The sequence below is a fragment of the Rhizobium sp. SG2393 genome, from assembly GCF_042610495.1.
Classification (GTDB): domain Bacteria; phylum Pseudomonadota; class Alphaproteobacteria; order Rhizobiales; family Rhizobiaceae; genus RU20A.
This window is the reverse complement of record NZ_JBHGAP010000009.1, coordinates 162,913-182,330: the sequence shown is the minus strand read 5'-3', so window position 1 is coordinate 182,330 and position 19,418 is coordinate 162,913. Positions and strand designations below refer to the sequence as shown.

Genomic DNA, 19,418 nt, shown 5'->3' with positions numbered 1-19,418 from the left:
GCAGGAGGCACGGCGTCGGAACACGGCGGCGAAGCGACCTGACCGGGACGACGTCGCGCGAACTGTTCTCTTCTGGACGATCCGCGTGGCCGCGAGCAACGAGAAGCCGGGCATGCTCGACAAGTACAGGGACCGCACCGTGGGCATGCTGGTCGAGCAGGGTTTTGATGAGCGGCTGTGCGAGGAGGTCCTGGATGACCTCATCGCCAAATACAGGACTGGCGAGCCCCCGTTCCGGCGAAAGCTGCATCTGCTCTTTCCGGATGGGCCGCCGGATGGATCCGAGGCTGATGACTGAACCTCGCCAGGTCAGGCGTCCCTGCGCTTCCGTGCCCGAGACGTCACACCGTTCTGCGCGCCGTTACGGCCTGCATGGGTGCAAACGCCGTTTGCTTTTCCTGCTACGTGCAGTGTTCTCCCCCCATTACTTCGTAAAACGCCGTTTGCCGAGGAATCGGAATTTTGAACACTTGCGCACCGACGAACAGAGTGATGGCGACGTCAGAGCTTATGGGATTTCAAGAAAGAAGCGCGCTGGATGCGGCTGCTTTGGGGCCGTCTGCTGACCGTCCGGTTCTGTCCGAGAGACTGAGAAAGCTGACGTGCGGGCTCTGCCCACCTCGGACGTTAGCTGGTCGATTGTTGTTGCTCGAAAGCAGACGTTCGTCCGCACCACCGCATCGGACCGTATGCCTCGCAAGATACTGTCACTTCGTTTTCTTCTTTGATACCGCCCGCTCCAGCCCTGGGGTTACAGTTGAGCCGATCGGCCAGACAGCATCGGCGTTATTTGACGCGCAACGAAACGCCTAGATGTCCCACTGCCGCAGGTCTGACAAACAGACTTCGCGGACCGACATCCGCTTCTTGTCACCCCATCCCTAAAGTCGAGCCGCTTTTGTATATTTTCCCTCTCCATGCAGTTCGTGAACAATTGGACGCAGCTTAAGTCCTTTGAGACCGGTCCGGTCGACAGACTCCCATTTCGTATCCCAGCAGATCATCGTTGTTGTCCGCTGCTTCCTAGCGAGGACGTAGTGGTAGTGGATGCCGAACTGATCGCTGTCGCGATCAAGCAAATCTTTGTCCCCGTCGATTGTTAGGAATGCAAAGACTCGTAGCGATATTCGGACGCGGGTGGGCACCTCTTGTACAGGGATCAGATAGCCACGGAGGATTTTGCGAGTAGTAAACACCCGAAGGTCGGTCCCAAGCAACCACGGTTCGCCCGCTTCGAACCTGCGGACTAAGTCTTCGTCAGCCCTGTACTCGTATCCAGCTTCGGGCAGTATGGTCTCGAGTTCGCCCAGCATTTCGGCTAATTGCGGCCCTATTCGATATGGCTGGACCGGGAAAGTATCCACATCGCGAATCCACCGACTGTCCTCTGAATTAATGGTTGCCAATACTTTCTCAAAGCTGTCGTCTCGCGTACCGACAACCAGAGTTCGCATGCGCTCAGCCAAAGCGTGCGCGGGCAACAGTTCGTCATTACTATTCCTCGCCACTATCAGTTCCCCGATCCCATTGCGGGCATCCAATGGCTTGCACCGCGAGCCATGCACAACTTTAACCGTTACCTGATTGACCCCATACGTTTTCTGATGTCGGATCGGCCCTCGCCCTTAGTGTCGGAAAGACGACAGACAAGGAGACCTATGGCAGATAGCGCTATCGACAAAGTACGCGCCTCGCGAGATGGGCACCAATACCACGAAGCTTGGCTGGCGAGGCGCGCGATGGCGCTTCTGCTGCCCCGCGACGAACTTTGCGGGATCGCCGTGGAAGGGTTGTCCGTCGAGGACCAGAAAGGGGCAAGCCAGGCCACCATAGAGATAGCAGATGCCACCTTTTACTACGGTCCTGCGCCTAACTTTCGGGATGCTACGCGTATAGAAATAGCGCAGTTCAAATACTCGATCGCGAGAGCCGCCGCCAAGTTTCTTGCATCCGATGCAGCGAATACCCTCAGGAAATTCGCGGCATCGGAAGCGGCATTTCTGTCCCAACCCAATCAGGCCGACATAGCAAAGAAGGTTTCATACGCCATCTACACCAACCGTCCGATCGGCTCTGAATTGGTCGAAGCAATCGCCTTCTTGGCGCAAGGGACCGTACCATCGAAGACAAAAGTTCGGACTCAGTACGACCAAATCCTAGCCGCGATTCCGCTGGCTGCCGAACAATGCAAGGCATTCGCTTCGAAGCTGTCGTTCCTTGGCCAAAGCGGCGACCTTCATACCGTCGAAAAAGGCAATGCACGGATCATCGCCGATTGGTCGGCGTCCAGTGACGCCGTTGCGCGTGCAAGGCTAGGCGAGCTTCGGCAACTGGTCCGCAACAAGGCCGGTCATGCGGGCCAGCAAAACAACATCATCCTACACATCGACGTGCTGGCCGAGCTTGGAATCGCTCACGAGAGCGATCTGCTGCCCACGCCGCAAGCGTTTGCCGAGCCGGGCCCGGTCGTCGAACGCGAACAACTGCGCCCATTCCTCGATGGGCTGGCCAGCTCAAACCTGTGGATCGTTCATGCGGCCGGTGGCGTCGGCAAGACCGTCTTCCTGCAGAGCGCCGCAACTCGCCTGGCCGAGACCGACGAAGTGGTCATATTCGATTGTTTTGGCGGTGGTGCCTATCGTTCCCCACTTGATGTCCGGCATCGCCCCGAGCAGGGACTAATGCACATCGTCAATGAACTCGCGTGTCGTGGTCTGTGTGATCCGATCCTTCCCGGTGCCACCGATCCAACAGAAGTGGTGCGACGGAGTATCCAGCGGTTCTCACAGGCAATAGAGGCATTGCGCCGCGTCCGCCCTGCTGCGCGTTTGGTTGTCGTCATCGACGCCGCCGACAATGCGGCCATGGAGGCACGCGACCGGGGACAGGCTTCGTTCCCCCAGATGCTGCTTGAGAGCCTGTCGCACCTTTCACCTTCCATCGAGGGTCTCGTGTGTATCGCGACAGCGCGCTCCGAGCGTCGTGAGCTGGCGATCGGCAGGAGCCAATGCAAGGAATTCGCACTCAGCGCATTCTCTGTTCGCGAAAGCCAATCCTTTATCACGGAGCGGCGCCCTGAAGCCACGATCTCCCAGAACGAAGCTATCCACCGTCGATCAAACGGCAATCCCCGAGTGATGGCTAACCTAATCGAGCCGGATCGATCCCTCGCGGACGTTGATACCATCGCCACCGATATCGACCTGAACGACCTCATCCGCCAGCGGATTGAGAAAGCGATACGATTGGCGGATGATAAAGGCAGTACGCGCCAAGAAGTGTCGGCGTTTCTTTGCGCCCTGTCGGTCCTTCCTCCGCCCGTCCCTATCGACGAAATAGCCGCCGCATTCGGAATTACGGTTTCCGAAGTTGAGAGTTTTGCTGCGGACCTCTCACCGCTCCTGGAACGTACAAGGCACGGGCTCATCTTCCGCGACGAGCCTACCGAAACACTGGTGCGCCAGTCTTATGGCCAACAACTCTCGCTGCTGGATGGCGTCGTAGCGCGCTTGACCAACGCACAGGCGTTTTCGGTCTATGCCGCCCGATCGCTTCCAGGGCTGCTCTTCGCGATGGGAAGAACCGAGCTACTGCGTGCTCTGGCGTTCGATACGCGATTTCCGCCTGAACTCGACAGCGATCTCGCAAAACGGACTATTCGGCTCAATAGGCTGCGAACCGCGGTGGGAGCGGCCGCTAAGGACACGGACTTCAGCGCCACCGTCGATCTGTTGGTTGAGTTGGCTTCGCTCGTAATCGTCGATGAGCGCGGCGAAGACTATTTGCTCGAACAGCCCGACCTTGTGGTCGGTCTAGGCGATCCCGAAGCGTTGCGACGCCTTTTTGAGGCGCGCACCGGCTGGCCCGGTGCACGCCACGCTCGACTTGCAACGGCCTACATCGCCGATGGCGATACAGCCGAGGCATACGGGCACGCCGTCAGAGCGGATGACTGGCACCGATGGCACCGCGACCAAGATGAGGAGACGCGCAGGGGAGGTGGTCCCGAATACAGCGACTACGCCTCGATTGGATTCTATCTCTTCGCCAAGGGCGGTGTGCAGAATCTTGCCAGATACATTGCCGACTGGAAACCGTTCTACGGGTTCTTGATCGCAAGCCGGCTGTTTGAGTATTGCGCGGCGACGGAAGCATTCGGCAATCTACCTGAGCTTGCGAAAACGCTAGTCAAAGCTGTCTCGCTGGCGCAGGCTCCTCCGGCATTGATCGTCGCATCGTTCTCGGCCTTTCCCAACTTTGTTTCCCGCACTCAAGCACGGGCCTTGTTGAAGAAGGTCGCGGCAAAACTGAAAACCACGAAGGGATCCCCTGAGGAGTTCATAGGCAGCCGACACGAAGACACGTATCGCAAAGCGTTGATGCGGTGCGCCGTCCGCATGGCGAATCTTCGCATGGCAAAGGAGTTGGATCGAACCTTGCTGGTCGCGGCGACCGAACGCTATCGCATCTGGTTGCTGCGTGAAGCATGGCATGTCGAGCAACTGGTTCCGTTCGCGCTGGGCCTTGCCGCACGCTGCGTGGCCGAGTCGCGAACGGCTGACTTCTTCGACTGTTTGCCCCAGGAACTTTGGGCATTGGTCGAGGACGCTCCACGGCCTTCGACGGATAAGGCGCAGCAGGAACTGCTGAATACACGCCTCAAGGAACTGCAGAAGACCAAGCAAGAGACGACCGCCGAAATTGAGGAACGAAGGAAGAAAAGTACGCTGTCATCATCGGAGCGATACCATGTGTCGGACAGGATTTCGCGTGGTGTCGTGCCTCTGCTTGCATTGGTAAGACAACTTACGACCATGATCGCTGCGGTGAAATCTGCCGATCAGAGGGCCGCAACCTCCGCATTTTTCGAGGCATGGAGAACGCAACAGACGAAGAGCAGCGAACGCGGCTCGTATGTCCCACGTGAACAGGTGCAGTTTACAAATGCGCTCTACAAGGGATGCGCGGTTGAGCTTTTCGCGGCGCTCGACCTACTCATACCCGTCTTCGCCCCGCAATTGGCCGATTGCTTGGAGGCATGCGAAATCCTGGCGCCCGACACTGTAATCGATTTCGTCAAACGACTCGCGATGCGCCGTGACTGTCACAGCCAAGCCGGGAAATTGGCCGTGTTGGCCGTCCGGTTGATTGAACGCGAAGATGAAGTCCAACATCGCAGCCAGCTATTCGCACGGCTGTCACGCGCGCTGTTGCGCGCCAACCGCACTGAAGCATCGATGATCTTCAAGCGCGGATTGAAGGAACTCGACGCCATAGGCTCGGGAGACTATGAGTTCACCTACGCGCTCTTGGAGTTTGCAGCCACGCTCCGAAACGGAGGCTTGCCGCCGTCGTTGGCGCTTCGCTTGGCCAAGATTTGCGAGATCAATGTCTACGACTCGCATAAGTGGCATTGGCCACTGACGGCGCGAGCTTTTTCGAGGACATCAGGTGCTGCCTACCTCGCACAGATCGCACGCTGGCATGACCGCGATAAAGTCGATCTAAGCCTGACCTTGCCGTCTGCGCTTACACATTTGGTGAGCGACGGCACCTTGAGCCCGTCTATGGCGGTGTCACTTCTTTGGCTGGTTGATCCGCAGCCTATATGGCATTGGGATTGGCACGATCTGGTCCGCGCCTTGCTAAGGCGGGACGCTACCGACGCGATGTTGCACGAAGTGCTCGATCAATACGAGCACTCGTTGCCCGGCCGCTCATCCAGTCACCGTCTTTACGAGCTTCGCAGGGCCTTCGACTCCGATCCAAAAGTTGCCGCAAGTTTTGCTGCACGCCTCGCATCGTTCGAGCAGCGCGGCACATTGCCGAGGAAAATCGAAACCGAAAATCGCTCGTCCTTGCCGAGTCACACCAGTCAGGAGAATGTTCGCAAGAAGGAAGAGGCGAACCGTCAAGCCATGCTGAGAAAAGCGTTGACCGAGGCCGACCCAACGGATGCCGGATCGTTTGAGAGCTTCGTGGAAAAGCTGGATGATCTCTCCGGTTGGCATCTCAACAAGCGCCAAATCTACAAGTCGCTACGTGATCGCGTTGCCTATGCGGATCGCGAAAAGCATCTGGAAGCCATCGTTGCGGCTCGGAATTTGGAGCTGTCCGACAAGAATGACCTCTTACAGGCCATCAAGGACGAGTGGACAAAGGACTCGCCGACCCAACTGGCCTCTCTTTCCGGTTTTGGCGTTCGGCTCGTCCGCGAACATGCCGAAGACCTGCTTGGCAAGAAATGGGGTTTCGCACCCGACATCTACAAACTGTCGGAGGTGACGGGGACACCTACCGACGAACTCGCCATCGCACTGGTTGAAGCGGCGACGACCAGAGAACTCGACGCGGCGGCGATGACGTGGCTAAGCACCGCGACGATCCTTTCAAAACGGGCCGATGCTGCCGCGCCAAGTGCCGCACTTGCGCGTCTGCTCGATAGCGGCGCGGCGAGATTGGCGGACGCCGTGGGCGACGGACCTTGGCGCGAGGAACTGAACCCCGGAACGGACGCGGACGAAATAGCCGCGGGATTAGTGTGGTTCGGCCTCGGATCGCCGGTCGCCAGAGAAAGGTGGCGTGCGGCACACGCGGTGCGCTCGATGGCCAGGCGAGGGCATTGGGATGTCATCACCAGGATGTTCACGCTGCTTGGCGCTGCTGATGGCGGGGCGTTTCAGGATCGGTCGCTTCCGTTCTTCAAGCAGAACGCGCAGTTATGGTTCTTGCTGGCAGTGGCGCGCGTCGCATTGGATTTTCCGGCAGAGATTGCGCGTTTCCAATCCAATCTGGAGGCTATCGCTTTTGACGACGCCTTTCCCCATGTCGGACTTCGCGAAGCAGCATGCGACGCCTTGCGGCATTGTCTCGCGGGTAAGCGTGGTGCGAGCGCGCAGAGGCTTCATGCTCGGATCAGCAAGGTGAACGTGTCATCGTTTCCCATTGCCAAGACCCGCAACAACACCGTCCGGGATTTTCCTTGGGAGCGACCTAAGGATGTTCCGGAGCCCGAGCCCCATTTCTTTTTCGACTACGACTTTGAAAAGTACAAAATCGACAATTTAGCGAGGGTGTTTGGGCTTCCAAAGTGGCGCATCAATGACCTCAGCCGAGAATGGATTAGGACATGGGCACCGGGCGTTAAGTCGATGAACGACTTTTCCGGCAGGCACCGCCCGTACAGTCAGCGCGGCTACTATCGGCCAACGGAGGAAGCGTACCAATCGCACGGCACGTATCTTGCCTGGCATTCGCTGGCGCTCGTTGGAGGGCGCCTGCTCCTGGAGCGTCCCGTTACGGAAGAGAGCTATTATAACGATCCCTGGCAGGATTGGCTGTCAGAGTACCGCACCACGCGCAAGGACGGTTACTGGATATCCGATGGCACCGGGCGCTATCCCCTGGTTGCGTTGAATGATCTAAGAACGGGCGTCGGCGATGAAGCGGAACGAGATCTGCCAATTGGCGACAAGACGTTCCTGCTGTCGCTTGCCGGCATAGGGCTACAGTTGCCGGTGGGCATTGCCGTTCAAGCATGGTGGAAGTCGCCAGATGGCGTGGATTGCAGTGTCATGTCCAGCCTAGTCGATCCTAGGCAAGCGGAATTGACGGCGCTCGCCGTTGCAACGTCACCCAGGTTTCATATGTGGCTGCCCTTTCATGAGCCGCATGACGAGGAAGACCCGCGTTTCCGTCGCGATGAGATGCAACCTTGTGAGCCGTGGATTACGCATCTGCAGCCGTCGGAGAATCTGGATGAACGCGATCCGTTTGGTTCTCCAGCGGCGCTTTCCATCTATCGGCCCGCGACATCCGTCATCGCGCGCTTCCAACTCGCTGCGACCGAGCCTTGGTCGCATGCTTGGCAACAGAAGAACGGTTCGAAAGGGTTTCAATACAACGCGTGGGGCGGCTGGCAAGGCGATGGCGAAAGCGAAGAACGGCATACTGGACATGCGCTCTATTGCGACAGCGCCTTCCTATCGAAGCTTCTGACCGACCTTGATCGTGACCTTATCGTTCTGGTCAAACTCCAACGCTATCAGGAGAAGAAGCGATACGGCGACGAAGCGGGCGAAGAAGGAAAATTCACCCACTCATTCGCTATTGCGGTTTTAGACAAGAAACTTAACGCTCGCGTAATCGAGGCGACACCGACGCAGGCAGACGCCGTGTCGAAACTCGGTCAGTACGACGTGCACAATTTCGCCAAACGGTTTCGAACCATAAGAGAATTGGCGAGCGATGCAGAACCAGCGCCGAAGGCAAGATCAAAGAAAGGCAGGTGACGGCACCCCGTTTCACCGGCCAGGCTCTACTCTACGTTCACCGAGATGCGCAAGATCCGCGCCGCGGGAGGCGCGTCTCGGCCATCCGGTGACAATCCCTTGCGTAAAAGAAAGGGTCGGCTGATTTGAGCTTGCCACCGCAGAGCGCGACGCCGCGACCTGCCTCGTCGGACGGGATCGTCTGGTTTCAGGCGAACGTCGTCAGAAACCCTCGAAAGATTTCTGGCGGAACTGGAGCGGCATGGTCGGTTCCTGCTGGCTCCGGCGCAATTTGCCAACGCTCACGGCTACGCCGTCCGTTGAGCTGGACCTCGGCATTGGCAAGTACGACTTAGCCGTGAGGCAGGGATGGGAAAAAGGCCCCAACGACCCGGACATGATGGCACTCGACCCAGATGACCCACCCTTCATTCCGACAAATGTTACTGATGCGCCCGTTCTGAAAACGCTCGAACGAATTCGCGAGTCTGAAGGCGGCCGCAGGCGGACGGAATGAACCCTGTTTCCCCCGTGGCCCGGTGGCTCTGGAGCGGGAACGTTACGGGTCGGGCGAGTAACCAAGGGTGGCGCGACAGCCCCTTATCCAAGGTAGCGATGTGGGTGGGTCTCGCCTCAATACTGTTTGAGCCGATCATGCCAGGAATGAACGCCGAAACGATGTTTTGGGGCAACTACTACTTCCACGTGGTCACCCCAATGTCTGCTTTCGGGCGGAGGCAAAGATCGCTTATATGACTGAAATGAAGGCGCAAAGCGGAAATGATTTCCACAAGGGGGCCGCTTGCGGACTGGCCGGTCTCCGCTGCACTTGCGCAAATATCCGCCATTCACCGGCCGGCCCAGCTGATTGAGCGTCCAATGTCAGGCCATCCAATCATCAAGCCTGCCTGCCCACTCGCCGAACCGCTCTGCTCTATTTGTCTACGTCATCGAACACAGAGCGGGTTATTTGAGGCACAGCGGAAGCGGTAGCGTCCTCCTTCTTCTGAGTCACGATATGGGTCCAATCCGTTTCGCTTTCCGTCTCTTCGTCATGCTCCCGCTTACGCTCTTCGATTTCGTCAACCGATCTCTTGACCTGGTCCCGAGCATTTTTGATCAACGTCGCAGCCTCTGAATCGACGCCGAGTGCCTCCACACGATTCAGAACATCAAGGAGCTTCTTGAAGTGGCTGTCGGGCTCTTCGTCAAGGTCGGCATCTGCCGTAATTTCGTCGATGCGCTCCTCGAGCGATGGCAGGACCGTCGTGCGTAACGCCATGCCTACGCCAATCAGGCGCAGTGGTAATAACAGAGCAAGCATATCCCGTTCTTCAAAGAATGAAACGTCCAGCGACGAATGCACAGCCGCTTCAAGTCTGTCCGCCGCTTCCAGCCGCAGATCGTCGGGTAATAGCCCGAGACGATATGCCCGGCCGTAGGCGGCAAGCTGGGGGTCATTGCCAACGAGCTCCGTCCGCCAGCAATATCGCCGAAGTAAATCCGGAAACTGTTGGACAACCTTTGCGAAAACGACATCGCTTGCGCGGTAGGACAGGAAATGGAACAAAAGCCAGTTGAGGTGCCGCTCGTCCGGCGTTCGACCGAGGCGAGCGACCAAAGCATCGTCGAGCACGGCATTTATAACAAGCGCGTCTTGAATGAGCGTTGATCCCTCGCAGGTAAAACTACCGAGAATGGTATCGACCGGCGCACCGCGAACCAGCGCCGCCATCATATGTGGCTTCTGCCGCATGATCTCCGTCAACGCGTCAGAGATCGTCGGATGTGCGAAGGTCCATCTGGGGCCAGAAAGCTTTAGGAACGATCCTTTGAGCTCGGAAAAGGAATCCTGGATCTTTGAGATTGGATAGCCGGTGAGTTCAGCGACAGCCTGTGCCGCGAGTGAATCTTGATCGCCCGGATCGAAGCCAGCCTGATGCACATAAACGAGGATGAGCGCCGCTTGCAGTCGATCGTCCAGTGCATTGATCGTATCGATGAGGTGTTCGGTGGGCTCCTCCATGAATCGGACAAGCGAACTCTCACGCGGCGCTAGCCCCTTGGTGAAATTCGGATCTCCAAGTCGCTCGGCAATACCGGGAAGAAAATTTTTAGCGGCGGCGACGGCCGGGAGGTGGAGCTTCACGGTTGATCGCCAACTCTGGCTTTGATGGCCGAAGTTAACATGATTATATAAGATCTGCGCTTTCTCCTCGAATGTCAGGTCGCCCACGTCGACGACGGCACTACCGTCAGCAAACTGAGCGAGGTTGCGCTGACCGAGCCGCCGCCGAGCCCCCTCATAGATGTGCTTGCGCGAAGTCAGGAGGAAGCGGTTGCCGTGTTTGATCGCCGCGCGGAGCTTTGAAAAAGCAGAAGCCCAATCTTGGACGTAGTCCTCACGCAGCACGTTTGAACCGAAAGCGTCGTCGATCCAGAAGAAGCGGCCGGGGTCGTTAGGATTCCATCCCGCCTCAAAATCGCGCGGGCTCGTAAGGGCGAGGACGGTGTTATCCGGATTTTCCGAGGCTATAGTAGAAACGATGGCACCAATCGCCGATTTGCCGCTCGACGGATTGCCGAGGAGGAGCACCACGCCATAGTCGGAAATTGCGTTGACGGCGTCGCGATGAGCTTTGGTTGGGACATAGGTACGCAATTTTGGGACCCAACTATCGAGCAGCGCCCGACTCTGTTCGCTCAGCCGCTCATCGATGATCGAGGTAAGATCGCCAAGGCCGTACACCTGTGGGACAAGCGCGCGCAGTCGTGAACTGCTTCTGATCACGCGTACAATATATTGGCGCCCCAGTATATGGGGCTTGCGCACGCCAAGAGCACGCAGTCGCGCGCGCATCGCGGAAGCGACAGGCGCGTCCACGCTCATGTTGGTCATTAACGCGTAGGTATCGGCCTGACCTGCCTTGACCAATTCCTCGACGTTTCTGATCTCGCCAGAGAGATCACCTGTCTTCAGAGCTTTCCCCGCCTCCGAGGTGTGCTTGCATTGAACTGTGCCGATTGGCGGCGCTTCCGATCCTGAAGGAATAAAAAATACTGCGTCCTGGCCGCCATCTTGGGCCTCCCGAAAAATTTCGACGGGACGATTCAGGACAACTTCACAGACCTGCGAACATAAGTCCTGAAATGCTCGCCACCCGATGGTATGGAGTGCAAGGTCGCTCCATGGGCCGTGGGCCCGTCGCTCATGCGCCAGTACTCGTTTATTGAAACCGTCCTCGACTTTCATGTGGCGGCTGCCGGCGCTTGCGGTTGTGCTTCGCCCGGCAAATCCTCGTTGCGGAAAAAGCGCCACATCGAACGAATGAGATCCTTCAGCATCACGCTCTCGCGACCTTGCTCCTTTGCACGCAGTAGTGTCTTGTAGACGACCTCGGGGATCTTCTGTGTGTCATTGCTGGGGTTGACGCCGAACGGCTCGCAGGCCGCGGCAAGGCACGCCGCATGTACCTCCGGTGTAAGGTCCTGCTTCAAGCGATGTTCTAGCGTCGTACCGAAATGTGCATAGCAATCGCTGACGAGATCAACGATCGGAGCTGCATCGAACACATTCTCTGGCATCGCGAGCTTACTCAGAGCAAGATCTAATGCCGGCGTTCGTTTGCCTTCGGGCAGATTCTGGTCGCAATCCCACAACAGGAAAGTCGGTATGCCTAACTCCCGAAAGATCACATAGGGACGATCGAGATTGGCTTTGCCTTCGGCCGAAAGGATCGCGATCCCGGCTGCCTCGAAATTCACGCCTAGCATCCGTGCCGTCGCGGTAAGCGCCGCCTTATCGCTACGACCCTCAACCAGGACGACGCCACTGGCGAAAAATCCTTCAGCCAATTCGGCGCCGAGAATGTGGAGCCGCGGCATCAAAGTCTGTGCGCTGTATGAGCCTGGAGGCTTATCCCAACCACGCTCAAGCTTCTGTGCGACGATATCAAGGTCAAGCGCCTGCAAGCTACATTGCTTGAACGCGCTGTCAGCACAGACCGAACGCCGGGTAAGGCGGATTTCGTCTGCCTTACCCATCGAAATGAACATCGGCGAATGCGACCCGAAAATGATCTGGGTGTGCCCCTGGACTCCGGGGAGGGTACCACTGCTCAGACCGCGTAGCACCTCAGCGAAATGCCGCTGCTTTGTAGGGTGCTGATAGAGTTCGGGTTCTTCGATTGCGAGAATCAACGTCGGTGCTTGTGGCACGACCGCCGCGGCATCATGCGCTCCGTCGCCGTCAGCCACAACGGGGTCGTCGGCCTCCGGCACCGCCGTGCGTGCCAGATGCTGGAGCAAAGTAAAGATGAAGGCACGCTGAAGACCATGACCTTGCCGATCCACCGGCCCTCCGAACCCGTCATCCCTGAGGAGGACGTCCGCCATTGGCAACGGGACCGGCATTTCTCCAATCTCGCGCCAGCTCAGCGCGACCTCGGCGTCTTGGTAAAGGCCACGTAGGTCTGCGGTCAGCGTGGCCGCTAAAGTATTTAGTTCTGGCATATTCTCGGCTGAAACCAGCGCTTGGTAAGCCTCGGTCATTTGCGTCTTGAAGGCCTGAACATCCGGCCTTTGCAAGATCTGGCTGCGCACCAAGAGTTCAAGAAGTTTGCCAATTACACTAGCCTTGCCGTCGGCAGCATCCGCCGACGCATCACGCACGGCTGGAATGAACACAAAACTCGTGTGACGCTGGAGCTTTCCGCGGCTGTTGTTTTGGAAGCCGAAGAACTGACCATCGTCTGGCAATAGCACCAGTTGAGCAGGATGATTTGCCTCCCATTCCAGCAGTGCTTGGTCGACCGCAGCCGCGCTTCCGGCGTTAGGTAATCCCGCATAAACGGGATTCTCGTCGCGAAGGGCACTGTACGCCGCACGCTTGGGGTTTGCGGCGGACTGCGATCGGATCGCTACGAAATCGGGGTTCTGGGGAACCACACCATGATAACGACCGCTCGACGTACCTCCGTCGAAAATGCGGGTGATCACCAGCTTGCCGTCGCGAACCCGGCCCTCGAACGAAGCGGCCTCTTGATCACTGAGCTGATGGAAGGTCAACTCAATCTCGATCGGTTGCGCTTGATCTCGCCCGAAATAATCGTCCGCCTCACAATTTCTCGACGTCGAATAGAACTTCTCAATCGCTTTTAGGATTGACGATTTACCGGCGCCGTTACCGCCGATAAATGCGGTGTGCGCGCCAAAAGCTACTTCAACATCCCTAAGTGATCGGAAATTTTTAATACGCGCGCGCTCAAGCTGCATTGATTCCTCCCCAAATGCCATACTGTCGATTTTGCTCGATAAGGACGCAAGAGCACTCACAACGGCCGCTAAAAATAAACGTCGGCTTTTAGGAAGTGTTAAACGTCACCCAACGGCCGGAATGGAGGCGCAAAGCCGCCAGACAGCGAGACCTGAGCCACGAACACCAGTATCGGAAATCATTTCCGCTCTGGCGGACCGGCTTTACGTCTTCGCCTAGCGATCGCGTCGAAATCCAATCTCTCGAAGATCGAGTAGTCAATCTCCGGATCGAGCGGCAGGGCTTTGAGCTTGCGTGCCTCCTTCTCGGTCGCGACGTCGAACCCATAGAGGTCATGCTCGTCAACGCCAGCGCTGTGTCCGGCCTGGACACGACGTTCGCGCGGATCGACGCCGGACTCGCGCATGTCCTGGATGTTGCCGCTGCGAAGAGAGTGGAAGACCTCGCGCCGCCCGTTGCCCTCTTCACCCGACCTCGGCTTGATGCCCGCCTTCGCAAACAGCCGCTGCATGTAGGACGAGCCGCTCTTGCTCGGGTCCTTCAGGTTCATGATGTTCGGGAACAGGAAGTTCGATCCCTGGCGGACCGCCCAGTCGATGAAGCCGATCTGCTTCAGGAGATCGTGGAGCACGAAATATCGTTCGCTGTCATCCGTCTTTACCGGGATCGTGGTCCATGTGCCGTTGACGTTCGAAAGGCGCGTTACCTGCCCGACCCAGACATCCGGATACTGCTCGCGGATGTCCGTGCCGCGCAGATGGATCAGCAGGCCGAGGCGTCGGGAGGTGAGATGGCCAAGCAGCGGCAGCATGATGTCTTCCATCAGCCCGGACTCGATGCCCGCCCGGAACAGGCCGTTCATCTTCGTTGCCCCGATCGGGGTTGCCTTGCGAGGGCTGGCTGCCGTCTTCGGAATCTTGATCTTCGCGCCGGCGAAGGGGTCGCTGAAGCCGCCTGCAGTGATCGCTGAACGGATCGCGGCCTTGACGACGGCGAGGTAGCCTTCGTCCAGCGTTTTCCTGGCCAAGGGTTTCAGGTGAAGATCCCTGTTGTCCTCGATGACCTGCCAGGGCGTCAGGTCCGGGTCGCGTTGATTGTTGTCCCCCGGCCAGTACTGCATGTGGTTGACGAAGGCCTGCAGGTCGGCGGGAACATAGGTGTCGACGCGATGGTCTCCGATCAGTTCGATGAACAGCGCGAGGCGGCTCTGGGCCGTGGCAAGGTCTCGGGCGATATTGGCGCCGCCTGAAAGACGGCGTGCAGCGATGTAGGTGGGGATCACGTCGCTCAGTTTTGGCTGCACGGACTTCGGCCGCCGAACGGTTCTCCGATCAAGTTCGAAGGCAGGGATCAGTTTGCCCTGGGCATCACGAGGCGCATCCCCATCGTGGGAAGATGCTTCAGCGGCCGAATCGCGATGAAGGGCATCGGCGCGCGATACCGGAGGTGCCCCTGTTGCAGGCGTTGCGTTCGGAACCGGCAGCGGTGCTGGATCGGAGAGCACCGACGACGCAGACAGTTTGGCGATCGCGGACTGCCTCAGCATGTCCGCATGACCGACGATCAATTCGTTGAAGGGCTCGCCGCGGGCCTTACGCTCCAGTTCACGATTGAGGCCGACGAGGTCGCGGATACCCGCGGTCTTCTGCATCTCCTCGACGGTGATCGGCGCGTCCGAGTGATCGATCATCCGGAGATAGGCCTTGAGCTCGCCCTTCATCTCCATGACCGCTTCGAGCGCCCGCAGCGCGCTGTCCTCGTCGTCGTCCTCGTCCTGCATGCCTTCGCCGTGCCTCATCTTATCGAACATCAGTCTGGCCTTCGCCGCCAGAAGGTCGGCCAGAAGCCTTGCGCGCCTGTGAGAGCAGGCGCCGAGGCTGAGCCGCAAGGGCGGGATGGCACGCGTGCCGCCGCTCGTCTTCGGCAGCTTAATCTGGAAGATGTAAACGGTCCCTGATTTCGCAAGATAGGCGCCGGGCCCTCTGGCGCGTTTCAGCGTGGCAGGTTCAGTCTGATTCGACGCCTCGGGCGATACCCCGACGTGTACCGGAAGGTGTACCGGACGCGATACCCGCATGATCTCCACTCCTCAAGGGCCGCTGACGAGCAGGAGTTTTGTGAGGAAATCCAGGGCTTTACAGGTAACTGGCGGAGAGTGGATACAACCATGGCGGAGAGGGGGGGATTCGAACCCCCGATGGGCTTGCACCCATGCCGCATTTCGAGTGCGGTGCATTCAACCACTCTGCCACCTCTCCGCGGGGCTGGTTGGCGCTTGTCGGCGCGGAGGGGTCATAGCGGGTGGGGGATGGGTTGGCAAGGGGCGGAGTGCGGGATTTTTTCGATTTTTCCGGGGATTGTCTTGACAGGGGGCGGCCTCTCACGTAACGCCTGCCGGTCTCTTGGGATCATTGCGTCTTCAGGAGGCTGGAGGGGCTGTCGAGGCTGCCTTTCCTTTCACCGGCCGCAGGCGGGCGCTTCAGCGCTCCGGCGGCTTTCACTTAAGGCTGATAAAAAGACGGCCGTTTTCCAGTCCTGGAAGACAGAGCCGGATCGAACATGAAAGGTTAAAAAATGTTCGCAGTCATCAAGACCGGCGGTAAGCAGTACCGCGTTTCGGCCAACGACCTCGTCGTTGTCGAAAAGCTCGCGGGCGAAGCCGGCGACAAGATCGAATTCACCGAAGTGCTGGTTGTCGGCGAAGGTGCCGATGCCACGATCGGCGCGCCCTTCGTCGAAGGCGCCGTCGTTGTTGCTGAAGTTGTCGGCCAGAGCCGCGCCAAGAAGGTTCTCTCCTTCAAGAAGCGTCGCCGCCAGAACTCCAAGCGCATCCGTGGCCATCGCCAGCACCAGACCACTGTCCGCATCGTCGATATCGCGGCAGCCGGCGGCAAGACGAAGAAGGCCTCCAAGAAGGCCGAAGCCGTCGAAGCGGCCGAGTAAGTTCAGGACAGGTAAAGGAGAAAACCCATGGCACACAAAAAAGCTGGCGGCTCCTCGCGCAACGGTCGCGATTCCGAGTCCAAGCGCCTCGGCGTGAAGAAGTTCGGCGGCGAAACCGTCATTGCAGGCAACATTATCGTCCGTCAGCGCGGTACGAAGTGGCATCCGGGCGCCAATGTCGGCCTCGGCAAGGACCACACGATTTTTGCGCTCACGGCCGGCAATGTGAATTTCCGTACGAAAGCCAACGGTCGCGTCTACGTGTCCGTCATGCCGACGGCGGAAGCAGCGGAATAAGCCGGTAGCGCTCTAAAACAGCCGGCGTCCCATCGACCCGGCTGGAGCAGCTTCTCAACCGCTCAGGTCCCGAGACAATCGGAAGGGGAGATGGGGCAAGTCCCATCTCCCCTTTTCGTCTTGTCCAAGGAGGACCTGAACATGCAGAGCGAAATGTTGAGGGAAGGCCCGTCCCGGTCTCCCGAAGAACGGCTGAGGCCGCAGAGGTCAAGGACCGATTGCCCGATATTGCTGACCCCCAGGCTCGTTCTCAGAGCGCCCCTGGAAGACGATATCGACGCCCTTGCCCATCTTGCCAACAACGCCAACATCGCCACCATGGTCTCGCGCATGCCGCACCCCTACACGGTGGCGGACGCACAGGACTTTGTCCGACGCGCCACTGCAGGCACAATTGGCAAGTGCGTCTACGCGATCACCAAGGCGGATGACGGCGCTTTCCTCGGCTGCTGCGGCATCGAGGGTGACGCGATGGGAACCACGGTCGAGCTCGGCTACTGGCTGGGCGAGCCGCACTGGAACAGGGGCTATGCCACGGAAGCCGCGCAGGCCCTGACCGACATGGCCTTCCGCACGCGCGACATCAGCCACATGGATGCGCGCTGCCGGGTGATGAACGTCGCGTCGCGGCGGGTCATCCAGAAGTGCGGGTTCCAGTTCCAGGGCAGCGGTCTCGTTCCGAGCCTGGCCCTCGGCGGCTCCATTGCCGTCGAATGGTACAGGCTGGACCGCAAGACCTGGATGTCGCTGAGAAGCTGGGGGGCGGGACGATGAACGCGCATGTCGTTTCGCCCCTTGTCCGCCCGCCGTTGACCATGCTGGGGCCGGAGCCGGTGATTGCCGCCGGTTCCGTTACCTTGCGGGCTCACCGGCTGGCGGATGCCGATGCGATCGCGGCGTCCTTGGCCGATGGCCGCGTGTCCTCCATGCTGGCGCGGGTGCCGGCACCCTATTTCCGGCAGGACGCGCTCGACTGGCTGGTGCCGGTGACCTCCGGCCTGCTGCCGGGCTGGCGGCTTGCCGTCACCTGCGGCGACGATACCCATCTCGGTTCGGTCTCGATCGAGCCGCGGGAGGGGCGTTGGGAGCTCGGCTACTGGGTCAACCGCTTCTTCTGGGGCAAGGGGATCGGGAGTGCGGCCGTTCATGCTGCCCTTGACCGCTTCTTCCGGCGCATGCCGGGGGCTGAGGTCGGGGCGGCCATCTTCGCCGACAATCCGGCTTCGCTGGCGCTCGCCCGCAAGCTCGGTTTCGAGGTGACGGGCTGCGAAGAGGTCTACAGCGCGGCGCGGGCCGGCATGGTCATGGCCATCACCCTGACGGTCGATGCGGCGCNGCCCGCAAGCTCGGTTTCGAGGTGACGGGCTGCGAAGAGGTCTACAGCGCGGCGCGGGCCGGCATGGTCATGGCCATCACCCTGACGGTCGATGCGGCGCGCCTGACCCGGCCCTGATCGATCCGATCCTGCCGGCGGCCTTGTCAGAGGCCGCCGGCGTCATGGCCTTGCGGCGGTTCACCGGCCGTCCGGCCGCACATTATCTTTGACCTGCTGCCGAAGCGACGATATCGATGGCGGCGAAACAAAAGGGCCGTTCCGCGCCCGTTGGACAGAACGATGAAATTTCTCGACGAAGCCAAGGTCTATATCCGCTCGGGCGATGGCGGCGCGGGCGCCGTATCGTTCCGCCGGGAAAAATTCGTCGAGTTCGGCGGTCCTGACGGAGGCGATGGCGGGCGCGGCGGCGATGTCTGGGTCGAGGCCGTCAATGGCCTCAACACGTTGATCGACTTCCGCTTCCAGCAGCATTTCAAGGCCGGCACCGGCATTCACGGCATGGGCCGCAACCGCACCGGTGCCAAGGGCGCGGATGTCACGCTGAAGGTGCCGGTCGGCACGCAGATCTTCGAGGAAGACGGCGAGACGCTGATCATCGACATGATCGCCGAGGGTCAGCGCTTCCGGCTGGCTGCCGGCGGCAATGGCGGCTTCGGCAATGCGCATTTCAAGACCTCGACCAACCAGGCACCGACCTGGGCCAATCCGGGTCTGGAGGGCGAGGAAAAGACCCTGTGGCTGCAGCTGAAGCTGATCGCCGATGCCGGTCTCGTCGGTCTGCCGAATGCCGGCAAGTCCACCTTCCTCGCCACCTGCACGCGGGCGCGGCCGAAGATCGCCAATTATCCGTTCACGACGCTGCATCCCAACCTTGGGGTTGCCAATTCCGACGGGCGCGAATTCATCATCGCGGATATTCCGGGCCTGATCGAGGGTGCCCATGAGGGTGTCGGGCTTGGCGACCGGTTCCTCGGCCATGTTGAGCGCACGCGCGTGCTGCTGCATCTGGTCTCGGCGCAGGAAGAGGATGTCGCCAAGGCCTACAAGACGGTGAAGCACGAGCTGGAAGCCTATGGCGGCGATCTCATGGAGAAGCAGGAGATCGTGGCGCTGTCGCAGATCGACACGTTGACGCCCGAAGAGCTCAAGAAGAAGACAAAGGCGCTGGCGAAGGCGTGCGGCAGCACGCCGCTCGCCATTTCCGCGGTCGTCGGCACGGGCATGGTGGAGGCGCTTCGGGCGCTGCGTTCGGTGATCGATTCCGCATATGCGCAAGAGGCGGGGGAGACGGACTAGC

The 19,418-nt window shown here is 59.4% G+C and carries 11 protein-coding genes and 1 tRNA gene; 7 read left to right on the top strand and 5 right to left on the bottom strand.

Annotation, left to right across the window (positions count from 1 at the left end; all coding sequences use genetic code 11):
• Positions 1-298, top strand: a 298-nt coding sequence (locus ACED18_RS17355; protein ID WP_377294542.1) for a hypothetical protein, incomplete at its 5' end; no start/stop codon positions are given.
• Between the two features lie 583 nt (positions 299-881).
• Here ACED18_RS17355 and ACED18_RS17350 read toward each other — a convergent pair.
• Positions 882-1,508: a hypothetical protein gene (locus ACED18_RS17350; RefSeq protein ID WP_377294540.1), complete on the bottom strand. Its 627-nt coding sequence runs from the start codon at positions 1,506-1,508 to the stop codon at positions 882-884.
• Positions 1,509-1,658: 150 nt separating this feature from the next.
• Here ACED18_RS17350 and ACED18_RS17345 point away from each other — a divergent pair, with 150 nt between their 5' ends.
• Positions 1,659-8,291 (top strand): hypothetical protein, encoded by a 6,633-nt coding sequence (locus tag ACED18_RS17345; protein ID WP_377294538.1) that lies wholly within the window; start codon positions 1,659-1,661, stop codon positions 8,289-8,291.
• Positions 8,292-9,204: 913 nt separating this feature from the next.
• Here the strand turns inward: ACED18_RS17345 and ACED18_RS17340 are convergent.
• The 4 genes from ACED18_RS17340 to ACED18_RS17325 form a co-directional block, all read right to left on the bottom strand.
• Positions 9,205-11,523: a hypothetical protein gene (locus ACED18_RS17340; protein WP_377294536.1), complete on the bottom strand. Its 2,319-nt coding sequence runs from the start codon at positions 11,521-11,523 to the stop codon at positions 9,205-9,207.
• Positions 11,520-13,544, bottom strand: a complete 2,025-nt coding sequence (locus ACED18_RS17335) for an ATP-dependent endonuclease (RefSeq protein WP_377294534.1) — start codon at positions 13,542-13,544, stop codon at positions 11,520-11,522. Before ACED18_RS17335 ends, ACED18_RS17340 begins: the two co-directional genes overlap by 4 nt.
• A 179-nt stretch (positions 13,545-13,723) precedes the next feature.
• On the bottom strand, positions 13,724-15,622 hold the full coding sequence (locus ACED18_RS17330) for a hypothetical protein (RefSeq protein ID WP_377294532.1): 1,899 nt from the start codon (positions 15,620-15,622) through the stop codon (positions 13,724-13,726).
• A 91-nt stretch (positions 15,623-15,713) separates the two neighbouring features.
• Positions 15,714-15,803, bottom strand: a tRNA-Ser gene (locus ACED18_RS17325).
• Positions 15,804-16,119: 316 nt separating this feature from the next.
• Between ACED18_RS17325 and rplU the strand changes: the two genes are divergently transcribed.
• From rplU to obgE, 5 genes are all read left to right on the top strand, one after another.
• Complete coding sequence (gene rplU, locus ACED18_RS17320; protein ID WP_149739069.1) at positions 16,120-16,488, top strand: 50S ribosomal protein L21; 369 nt, start codon at positions 16,120-16,122, stop codon at positions 16,486-16,488.
• A gap of 27 nt (positions 16,489-16,515) precedes the next feature.
• Entirely contained in the window at positions 16,516-16,785 is a 270-nt protein-coding gene (gene rpmA, locus ACED18_RS17315; protein WP_377294529.1) for a 50S ribosomal protein L27, read from the top strand.
• Positions 16,786-16,926: 141 nt separating this feature from the next.
• Positions 16,927-17,559, top strand: a complete 633-nt coding sequence (locus ACED18_RS17310; protein ID WP_377294527.1) for a GNAT family N-acetyltransferase — start codon at positions 16,927-16,929, stop codon at positions 17,557-17,559.
• Complete coding sequence (locus tag ACED18_RS17305; protein WP_377294525.1) at positions 17,556-18,146, top strand: GNAT family N-acetyltransferase; 591 nt, start codon at positions 17,556-17,558, stop codon at positions 18,144-18,146. The genes ACED18_RS17310 and ACED18_RS17305 overlap by 4 nt, the downstream gene beginning before the upstream one ends.
• 254 nt (positions 18,147-18,400) lie before the next feature.
• A complete protein-coding gene (gene obgE / locus ACED18_RS17300; protein ID WP_377294523.1) occupies positions 18,401-19,417 on the top strand; it encodes a GTPase ObgE in 1,017 nt (338 codons plus the stop codon).
• Position 19,418: the final 1 nt, after the last annotated feature.

Excerpts from the sequence above, each read along its gene's own strand:
- ACED18_RS17345 (WP_377294538.1), top strand. The coding sequence starts at position 1,659 with ATGGCAGATAGCGCTATCGACAAAGTACGCGCCTCGCGAGATGGGCAC.
- ACED18_RS17340 (WP_377294536.1), bottom strand. The coding sequence starts at position 11,523 with ATGAAAGTCGAGGACGGTTTCAATAAACGAGTACTGGCGCATGAGCGA.
- ACED18_RS17335 (WP_377294534.1), bottom strand. The coding sequence starts at position 13,544 with ATGCAGCTTGAGCGCGCGCGTATTAAAAATTTCCGATCACTTAGGGAT.
- ACED18_RS17330 (WP_377294532.1), bottom strand. The coding sequence starts at position 15,622 with ATGCGGGTATCGCGTCCGGTACACCTTCCGGTACACGTCGGGGTATCG.
- rplU (WP_149739069.1), top strand. The coding sequence starts at position 16,120 with ATGTTCGCAGTCATCAAGACCGGCGGTAAGCAGTACCGCGTTTCGGCC.
- rpmA (WP_377294529.1), top strand. The coding sequence starts at position 16,516 with ATGGCACACAAAAAAGCTGGCGGCTCCTCGCGCAACGGTCGCGATTCC.
- ACED18_RS17310 (WP_377294527.1), top strand. The coding sequence starts at position 16,927 with ATGCAGAGCGAAATGTTGAGGGAAGGCCCGTCCCGGTCTCCCGAAGAA.
- obgE (WP_377294523.1), top strand. The coding sequence starts at position 18,401 with ATGAAATTTCTCGACGAAGCCAAGGTCTATATCCGCTCGGGCGATGGC.